This is a genomic window from Streptomyces sp. NPDC005574, assembly GCF_040605435.1.
Taxonomy (GTDB): Bacteria; Actinomycetota; Actinomycetes; order Streptomycetales; family Streptomycetaceae; genus Streptomyces.
On record NZ_JBEXCW010000166.1, the window covers coordinates 1 to 9303 of the forward strand.

General features: G+C 66.9%; 7 protein-coding genes and 2 pseudogenes. 7 read left to right on the forward strand and 2 right to left on the reverse strand.

Annotated features, from left to right (window positions below; all coding sequences use genetic code 11):
- Positions 1-96: 96 nt before the first annotated feature.
- Complete coding sequence (locus ABZT03_RS41645) at positions 97-408, reverse strand: CbrC family protein (RefSeq protein ID WP_356049189.1); 312 nt, start codon at positions 406-408, stop codon at positions 97-99.
- A gap of 35 nt (positions 409-443) precedes the next feature.
- Here ABZT03_RS41645 and ABZT03_RS41650 point away from each other — a divergent pair.
- The 4 genes and pseudogenes from ABZT03_RS41650 to ABZT03_RS41665 all read left to right on the forward strand — a co-directional run.
- A pseudogene (locus ABZT03_RS41650) lies at positions 444-1003 on the forward strand (transposase family protein); the annotation flags it as partial.
- 187 nt (positions 1004-1190) lie between these two features.
- Positions 1191-1646, forward strand: a complete 456-nt coding sequence (locus ABZT03_RS41655; protein WP_356049191.1) for a hypothetical protein — start codon at positions 1191-1193, stop codon at positions 1644-1646.
- 313 nt (positions 1647-1959) lie between these two features.
- Positions 1960-2377 (forward strand): annotated as a pseudogene (locus ABZT03_RS41660) (transposase family protein); the annotation flags it as partial.
- Between the two features lie 105 nt (positions 2378-2482).
- Entirely contained in the window at positions 2483-3046 is a 564-nt protein-coding gene (locus ABZT03_RS41665; protein ID WP_356049201.1) for a hypothetical protein, read from the forward strand.
- A gap of 93 nt (positions 3047-3139) precedes the next feature.
- Here the strand turns inward: ABZT03_RS41665 and ABZT03_RS41670 are convergent, their stop codons facing one another.
- Positions 3140-5038 carry a DNA/RNA helicase domain-containing protein gene (locus ABZT03_RS41670; protein WP_356049193.1) on the reverse strand — a complete coding sequence of 633 codons (1899 nt, stop codon included), beginning with the start codon at positions 5036-5038 and terminating at the stop codon, positions 3140-3142.
- 89 nt (positions 5039-5127) lie between these two features.
- Between ABZT03_RS41670 and ABZT03_RS41675 the strand changes: the two genes are divergently transcribed.
- The 3 genes from ABZT03_RS41675 (at position 5128) to ABZT03_RS41685 (ending at position 8191) form a co-directional block, all read left to right on the forward strand.
- Positions 5128-5484 carry a nucleotide pyrophosphohydrolase gene (locus ABZT03_RS41675; RefSeq protein WP_356049195.1) on the forward strand — a complete coding sequence of 119 codons (357 nt, stop codon included), beginning with the start codon at positions 5128-5130 and terminating at the stop codon, positions 5482-5484.
- A gap of 8 nt (positions 5485-5492) precedes the next feature.
- Positions 5493-6485 carry a hypothetical protein gene (locus ABZT03_RS41680; protein WP_356049197.1) on the forward strand — a complete coding sequence of 331 codons (993 nt, stop codon included), beginning with the start codon at positions 5493-5495 and terminating at the stop codon, positions 6483-6485.
- A 791-nt stretch (positions 6486-7276) separates the two neighbouring features.
- The gene (locus ABZT03_RS41685) at positions 7277-8191 is read left to right on the forward strand and encodes a replication-relaxation family protein (RefSeq protein ID WP_356049199.1); all 915 of its coding nucleotides are present in this window, start codon (positions 7277-7279) and stop codon (positions 8189-8191) included.
- Positions 8192-9303: the final 1112 nt, after the last annotated feature.

Sequence of the window (9303 nt, forward strand, 5' to 3'; positions counted from 1 at the left end):
GAAAGAGGCACTGAACCAGTTCTCACTCTTCTTCGAGGACCGGCTCAGCATCCAATGAAACCAACCGACTTACACAAGATCGCTGACACGCCCCGGTTATGAGGCGTCGACGTAAGCGAGGTGGGTGCAGCGGAAGAGCATCGTGGTGGCACCCTCCCCGATGTGGGTGAGGCATTGCTCGAGTTGGGCTGCGTCATACCAGCCGTCGGTACGCAGATCCTGCCTGAGTTGGTCGGGAGCGTCGGGATGGGCTGCCAGTTCGCGGTATCCGACCTCGCCGAGAAAGGCGGCTGCGTGATGGCAGTGGACGGGCCAGTGTGGATCCTGCCAGGCATGGAAGCCGGGGGTACGGCGGGTGACCTCGTGCAGGACCCCCTCGCTGACGCCGTCGAGTCCGTAAGAATCCATGAACTCGGCGGCGAACCGTTCAGCCGCACTGCCGTCTGGTGCACCTACGTGAACACACAACCATGGCAGAGATCGCCGCCGGGGTTCGGTATCAGCGAGTCCACCGCCCACGCTTACACCAGCGCAGTCACCGACCTGCTCGCCCAACGTGCGCCAGGTCTACTGAAGGCCCCGCGCGAGGCCGACCCCGCCTTCGTCCTGCTGGACGGGTGTGGCTCTCACCCACGCTGCCGGGCCGCGCCCACCCTCTGACCGCCGCCCGCACCCACCGGATCATCCGCATCTGCGAGCGCCAGGGCGTTCCCATCCTGGCCGATCTCGCCTATCAGGGCGGCGGCCCCTGGCTGATCACCAGCATCAAAAGCAGGCCCCTGCAGGAACTCACCCCACCAACAAGACCGTCAACCGGGCCCTGGCCGCGGCACGGGCACCGGCCAAACACGGCGTCGCCCGCTTGAAAACCTGGCGGATCTTCCGCAAGTCCCGACGCAGTCCGAACCGCATGACGTCAATCGCCAAAGCCATCCTCACCCTGGAGCGTCAAGGCCTGAAGAAGCTAATTGACCGATCCACTTTAAATCTCATTCATCATTGAATCGTGCGTGAATTGCAAAATCCTGCCGAATTGCGATCAAGATTGCGGAGTGCTGCTCTGGAATAGGTAGGGGGTAAAGAGCTAAATGATCCGGGCCCGAATGGGTGGCGTTCAGTCGAAGTAGGGGGACGACGCGCCGTGTGACGACGAGATGCCCCGCGCTGCGACCCGCTATCGGAGGTTCACGATGACACAGGCCTCTTCTGCCCGCATTCCACTACGCCGGATCATGGCCGTGCTCTTGGCGGCCGCCCTGACGCTCTCCCTCTCGGTGGTGCTCACCGTCACCTCGACGAAACAAGCAGCCGCCTTGTGCTCCGCCAACCGGTTCGACGGCACGTGGCGCTCGTCCGACGCGAGGCTGAAGCGTGTCGACGTATGGCAGGGAGAGGACTGCAACCTGTACGCCAGGGCCTGGTCCGTCTGCGAGAACGACTCGTCGTATATCTGCAGCTGGGGAAATCGGAGAATGGGAGACAGTCCCGAGCCGAACTTCCAGTTCGTCGGATACAACTGGAGCAACGCCGATGAGGTGCTGCAGCTGCGGATGCAGGACAGGTCTCACATCTCGGTGTGGGACAGCACCGATTACCACAACGGTAAGAAGGTCAGCTTCACGGTCACGATGTACAAGAGCCGTTGAACCCGCGAAGGGCAGCAACTCCGCCCGCGCCACTACGGGACGAGACCCCCTACCAAGACAGGTGGGGGCCTCGCCGCTCGTGTCCCCCGCCCGCGCCCGCGCCCGCGCCCCCGACAGGATGCGAACCGCGCCGGGGTGGGCCCCTGTTCGCGGATGCCGTGCCGGCTCGACGAGCGAACGGAAGCACTGAGCGTTTTCAGCGTGGCCATTGATCGGGTGATGCCGGTCAGGTCGAGGCGAGGCCGCAACGCACAACGCCCCCGTGCCGTCGACGGAGGTGTCGACGTCTCAACCCACCGGCACAGGAGCCCTGCTGGTTCCCCATCCTGCCGCACTCGACCTCTCTCACGCCCTGGTCGAGTGGGTCACCATGCTCATCGTCACCTGCGAGGGTGACCGCCGCTGCAAGCTCCCGCCGCACCAGCGTGCGCTCGTCGCTCTGGGGCACTGGCGTCGCCACGACACCCCGCCCGGATCGCGGCCGGGTTCGGGATATCCGCCGGCACCGTCCCCGCGTACGTCACCAGCGTGACCGGCCTACTCGCCGAACGAGCCCCTGCCCTGCTCAAGACGCTGCGCGAGCACGATCCGGACTTCGTCCTGCTGGACGGAACCCTCGCCGAGTGCGACCGCGTCGGCGACGGCCGGGCGGACTACTCGGCCAAGCCCAGTCGGCACGACGTGAACGTCCAGTCCTCACCGTTCCGGCAGGCGAGCTGCTGTGGATCTCGCGCGTACGACCATGCGCAGCACGTCGCCCAGGTCGAGCTGCAGGTTCCCGCCCCCGCTCCGAGCCTGCGTGGGCCGGGACCGTCGACTCCCAGCATCTTGCCGACATGCCGGGCCATGACGAGTCCGGCAGCCTGCCGCACAGCGGCGAGGGTACGCTGATTGTCCGGCGGGAGCATGGCCTCCTCCAGGCCCGGCTCGCGGTGCGAAATCAGCATCACCGACCCTTTCTGGCATGTGCCACCGAAGTGGCGCGGCTGATGCATCTCGGGGAGGCGCCCGACGTGCCGGAAGCACGCCGCGCACGGCACCTGGCCCATGCGGTGCGCAAGCCACTGCTCGAACGCGCTCACCTGCCCGAAGAGTTCTTCGCCCCGCTGTTGACCGCAGCCGTCTACGACCCGGACCCCAGCTTCTGCCGCTGGTTCGTCGAACCCGCGGTCTACGCCTTCGGGCGCCGCAGAGTCATGACCACACTGCTGGATAATCTACGGGCCGGCACGCACGCGGAGCAAGCAGGCGCCAAGCGGGCCTGGTACTGCGCCCATGTACCGCTCCGAGCAGACCGGTCCCCCGCTTACGCACCTGGCGGAAGCCGCGATCCCGCCCTGGACGAGTCCCGCGATGTGATGGAGGAGTGGCGAGAGGCCCTTCAGCGATCAGCCATGTGAGACGGTGCCGCCGCCCTGGGGCTGTTACTCACCCCGCCCACTTACGGGACAGCCCCTTGTTAGGCCCATGCGTGGCGTTGTCCAGCGGGACGGTCAGCCGCTCGTCGGTAACTCTTCGTGCGAGGGGATCAGCGTCCGGAGAAAGGCCTGCGTCTCGTCGTCCGTCGAGTACAAGCGCGTCCCCTGGGTTCCCCTGGTGGCCAGCACACGGTAGGTGTTCAGTGCGTAGCGCAGGTAGCGGTGTGGTGGGAGATCGCGCAACTGGGAGTCGTGGCTTTCCTCCGGGTGGGCGATCCACTGCTCGCCGCGGCGGACAAGGTCCCCGCCCATGATCACGGCGTTGTAGGCGTATTCCATGCCCTGGGCGGTGTAGATGCAGCCGACCTGGGCGTGGCCGCCGGTGTCGGTGGCCCAGAACGGGCGGGCCGGCACGTCGGGGTGGTCGAATGCGGGCTCGTCGGCGCGGGCATTCCACGGGCGCGCCCAGGTATGTGGCCCGTCCGGGCCGTTCCAGGGGATCGCCACTTCCGGCAGGAGTGGTGGGGTTGGTGGGGAGTCCCATGGCCAGCAGAAGCCGGCCGTCATCCGTGCGGTCCGGCCGCTGCGGGTGTGTTCGGCAATCCACTGCTCGAGCTGTTCGGGGTCTGGTGCGACCGCCAGGTCGTAGTCGCTGCCCGTCCAGGCCGAGGTGGTGGCTTCGGGCCGGAAGAGGTGATCGATCCACTGCTGGTAGGCGCGTGAACCGTTGCAGCGAAACTGGCTGACCAGGTCGATGTGGGCGAAGGAGAATCCGCTGTGCTGCGCATGCTGTTGGAGCTGCTGGAGCGTGAGGCCTTCGGTCGGTCGCACGATCTGTCGCTCGTCGAGGAACAGCACCGTCACGACGGCTCGCTGGAGAAGCTTGCCCAAAATCAGTGGGAAGGCGCCCTGCTGGTGATCAGGGTAGGTGCGGGCGCGGTGGGCCTCGTCGAGGAGTACCACGCTGTCATCGGTGATACCGGCCGGGATCTTTTCGAGGAAGGTGGCGATGAGGCCGCGGGAGTCGTCACCGACGGTTCTGCGCAGTTGTCGTGTGAGCGTCCCGGACGGGGACAGCAGTCGTGGATTGCCGCCAGGTTGTCTGCATAAATCGCCCAGCAGGCGGGAGGCGATGACGGTCTTTCCGGTGCCCGGTCCGCCGGTCACCACGATGATGCTTTTCGTTCCCCGTTTGCGTGCGGCCTCTACCGCGTGCAGGACCTCCTGCCGGGCCAGGTCCTGGTCGCCGATGAGGGTGAAGGCGTCGCGGCCTGCGATGACCTGGCCTGCCCGCTCCAACAGGGCTGGTGAGGGGCGGTGTTCGACCTGCAGGAGGCGTTCGATGTCGTCCCGTCCGGCGGGGTACAGCTCGGCGCAGCCGAGCCGCTGGGCCAGGGCTTGAGGGGATGGCTGTGGGGTGAGGTCGTCGCGCCCCAGTACCGGGTAGGCGGCTGCTGGGCCGCGCGTGGCTGCTGCGCGAAGGTCGGCGACCAGTTCGGCGGGAGCGTCGTGGAGTACGACGGTGCCGCGGGCGGTCAGCGGGAAGTCGGCGCGGTTCACCCATTGCTGCAGGTAGTGCACGTAGCCGCCGACCTGGCGGGCCGGGTGCTGAACGACGCGCTCTGCGATGCGGACCATCCCGGGCCGGGCGGGGCTGAGTTGGGCGCGTGTCCACTGCTTCAGCTCGATCGCGACCACGCACAGACGCCCGTCGGCGTCCCTGCCCAGGACGAGGGCGTCGATGCGCTCTCCCGTGGCGGGCAGTGAGTACTCCAGCAGCAGGTGCACGTCGTCCAGCCCGGCCAGGCAAAGGATGGAGACGAGGGCTGGCCAGCTGCGGCGCCAACTGCGCACTTCTTCCGCGCTGGGCGCCACACCGAACACCGTCGTGAAACGCTGCTCGGCTGTGGCGATGAATGCCTCATCGCCCACGTTGCGGGCCGTCTCGGCCACTGTGCCCCCGTACAGATGCATACGTGATCTATATTAACCCCAACTGACAAGCAGTACCGGGGTGTTGCCGGGGAGGGAGGGTGTCGTCGATATCTGATACAGCTGTTGCCATGACCTTGACGTCGCTGCAGCATGCCCTGGCCCGGTTCGCCGCCGAACGCGAGTGGGAACAGTTCCACACCCCGAAGAATCTGGTGATGGCGCTGGCCGGCGAGAGCGGAGAGCTGCTGGAGATCTTCCAGTGGCTGGCACCGCAACAGTCCGCCCAGGTGATGCAGGACGACGAACGCGCTGTGCAGGTACGCGAGGAGATGGCGGACGTTCTGGCCTACCTGCTCAGGCTCGCGGACGTCTTGGACGTCGACTTGGAGCAGGCGCTGGCTGAGAAGATCGAGAAGAATCGCCGCAAGTACCCGGTGCACCTGGCACGGGGCAACGCCGCCAAGTACACGCAGTTGGGGGAATGATCCACATCATGCAGATCGTGATGCAGCCGGCCCGCCGGTCGGAGAAGGACGTCGACCAGCACTACCGGGACACCATCGTCCACCCCGTGGTCTTCGACGACCACGCCGACATTCTCGACGCATCGACCATCGACGAGCTCAAGGGTCTCTTCCCCGACGGCCGAGCCCAGATGTGGGGCGTCGTGCCGGGCAAGAAGAACGTCAACGTCTCCCGGATCAACAAGATGCGCCCCGGCAACTGGGTTTTCTTCAGCGGCGACAAGCGCGTCTACTTCGGCGGCACCATCGCCCTGATGTGGCGCAACAAGGAGCTGGCCACACGGCTGTGGGGCACCGATCCGGCCGGCAGCACCTGGGAATACATGTACGCCCTCTCCGGTACCCGAGGCTTCGACATCCCTGTCGAGGAAATCCGCACGTTGCTCGGCTGGAACCCCAACCGCAACATCATGGGCATCTCCGTGCTCAGCGAGGCGGAGAGCGACACGCTACAGACCCTGCTGACCCTCGATGCCGCCACAGCCGCCCTCGAACCGGTCGACACGGTCCAGGAAGAAGCCGCCGTTGCCGCCTTCGACGGGGACCTGGAGCGCACGGCCCGGCGCGCACAGCGCGGCGAACAGACCGCGCTGAAGAGGCGCCTGCTGCAGGGTTCGACGGGCCAGTGCGCCTTGTGCGGGCGTACCCTGCCGGGCACCTTCCTGATCGCCGCACACATCAAGAAACGCGCGATGTGCAGCGATGAGGAGAAGCGAGACCTGGCCGACATCGCCATGCTGGCCTGCACTCTCGGATGCGACGCCGTGTACGAACACGGCTACGTGAGCGTCACCGCCGAGGGCGCTGTTCAGGTCAGCCCCCTGGCCTCTGAGATTCCCGAGATTGAGGCATACATCCAGGAGAAGCTGGCGGGGCGCACCGTCAGCTGGTGGACGCCGCGCAGGGAGACGTACTACCTGTGGCACCGCACTCACACGTTCAAAGCCGCACCGCCACTGTGACTCTCAGCCGCACTCCCCTGTTCGCCGAGCACCGATCGGCCCGCAAGAGCACCGATGGCTGCAGCCTGCTCGATCGAGCGCGAACCACCCTGTCTGCGGCTACGACGCTGCAGCCGTATAGAGGGAGGAGCCTTCCGCCGGAAGCGTCTCGCGGCAAGGAAAAAGGACGACGGCGATCAAGCACCAAAGGGTGATCTCCCGCTACGAGATCGCTGACCGTCGGCCAGGCGCCGCGAACGAGGCCCCCGAGGAGTACGGCGCGAAGACGGGTGCCGCCGTCCCCCCAGCAGACGGCAGAAAGGTCGTAGCCAGCGACGGGCTCCCCGCCCGTCGGACCGATTGCTCGGTTTCTGCCGGCCGGACGCTGCGTTCAGGCCCGTTGCGGGGCCTGTGCAACGAGTTGCGCGGAGTCGGCCGGCGACGCGCACCATACTTCAGGACCGCGCCGATCCCCCGGCCGCTCACCGCCCCACCCGTCCCTTCCGCTTCTCTCCCTTTTCTGTCCTGGACCGGGGGTATAGGTGTGCTGAGGGGGATGTCGGGCCTCCGACCGTGCCGGAAACGCTGTGGTGACCTGCGTGAAGACGCCCAGGGAGTCAGGGGGCGGATGCTGCAGTAGGCGGGGTCGTCGGTGGGGATATGGGCCCGGTCGAAGGCGGTGTTGTCACATCGTGACCGTGGTCGGGCCGTGATGGTCGGTGGGGTGGTCGGGGCCAGCTGGTGCGCTCGGTTGTACACGCGGCACCGCACAAGGGCGGCACCGCACCGCGTAGGTAAGCGAGTTGGCGACGATGACGACGATTGACGTGGACGCCGGCGCCGGTGACCGGCTGACACTGGCAGTCCTGGTGCAGTACCGCATGGCCACCACCGAACAGATGCACCAGATCATCGCCCCCGCAGTCCGAATCGAACAGACGAGACGCCGGCTGGCCAAGCTCAAGACTGAGGGCCTGATCGACCGCATCACCCTGCCGCAGGCAGGGCGCACCCGGGTGTGGTTTCCCAGCCAGTACGGAGTGCAGGTCGCCTCTGAGTGGCCGGAGCTGCGCGGCCGACGGCCACCGCGACTGGTGTCCGATCCGACCGCTGTACGACTGCGGGTGAGTCACACGCTCACGGTCACAGAGACCGGGCTTCAATTCCTCCTCGATGCACGCGGCCGGGGAGAATTGTGCCGGCCGCTGGACTTTCTCCCGGAAGTACACCACCCCATCGGGGGCGGTGAGTCGGTCATCCCGGACGCGCTGCTGTACTACCGCAGCGGCCGCCAAGACACAGACGACCACGGCGCAATGCTACGAGCATTCCTCGAGGTCGACCGTGCCACCATGGGCCCCGAACGCCTCGCCGCCAAACTCCGCGCATACGCACGCCTCCACACGTACGTGCCCACCCCGGTCGGCGGCAACCGGCGCACGGTCGCCTCCCTCGAAGCGCCCAGCGAACAGTGGCGCAGGCACTACCCGCTCTTCCCCCGACTGCTGTTCATCCTCGACGGCACCGGCCCCGCCGGAACCCAGACCCGCATCCGCGCCCTGCACACAGCCAGCGCAGACACGGCCGTGACCGGCTTCCTACGCGAGACGACCGTCCTGGCCGCGCCGATGACCGACCTCCTCCACCACGGCCCCGCCGCACCCATATGGCACCCCATACAAAACCCTGAGCGGAGAGTTGGCTGGATGCACCCACCAGCGCCATAGCCGTGCGCAGCAGGCACCTGCGCACCGCCCCAAGCCCTGCGCAACACCCCGACCACAGCCCCGACCACAAAGACCGCTCCCCCGACCACAGCCCCCACCATCCCAGGTCACCATACTGCGGAAGCACTGCGCAGCCCCGGACGCAGAGTACGCAGCCACCGGCCCCGCACTTGCGCAGAAAGGGCCGACTGCGCGCTGCCCCGCTCACCGCCCCGCAGACGCTGCGCAGCAAGCAGCTGCGCACCACCCCAAGATCTGCGCAATACCCCGACCACACGACCGACCACAGGCCAGACCATCGCAAGTCACCGCGGCGCACAGACACTGCGCAGACAGCAGACAGCAGGCCGCAGGCCGCAGGTATGCCATCACTGCCACGCCGATTGCGCAGACGAAGCCGGCTGCGCACAACCCGACGCTCACCGCCCCGGCCCGCGCAATCTGCAACAAAGCCGATTGCACTGGACCGAGCAACCTGTGACTGGCGAGAACAGGACGCGAACTCCAAAGACCCTTGGGGAGTTGGACGGCATATGCGTAGCCTTGCGGCTGCACACGTGCACCACACCGCATCACGACGGAGAGGGAACGTGACCAGACAACCCAGCACAGGTCCGTTAGCATCTGAAACCCTTCGCACCCGCATCCGTCTCGCCACCCTGACCGCCATGATCTGCGCGAGCGCGGCCATAGCCGGATGCAGCAGCGAGAACGGCACCACCACAGCGGAGCCCACCACCCCGACGCCCACCGCCCCCTCAACGACGGCGCCGGCCAACCCGGAAGCCGCGGCCAAACAGACCGCACTCAAGGTCTACCAGGGCTACTGGCGGGAAATGCAGGCCCTCTACGCCGACCGTAAGGGCACCACCGCAGGCCTCAAGGAGTACGCCGCCTCCGAGGCCCTGGCCGTGAGCGTGTCTGAAAGATCGTGTAAGTCCGTGATGTGGAAGTCTGGCCCGGAGCTCGGCCTCGGGCTCTCGGGCCGGGCGGATCGGACGAGTCATGGCAGACAAGGGCGAGACGGCCTCGGCGGTGGCCGGGGACAAGACGGTCGACGAGGTGGTCGAGCAACTGCTCGACAAAGCCGACGCTTCAGGGGCGGCCCTGCT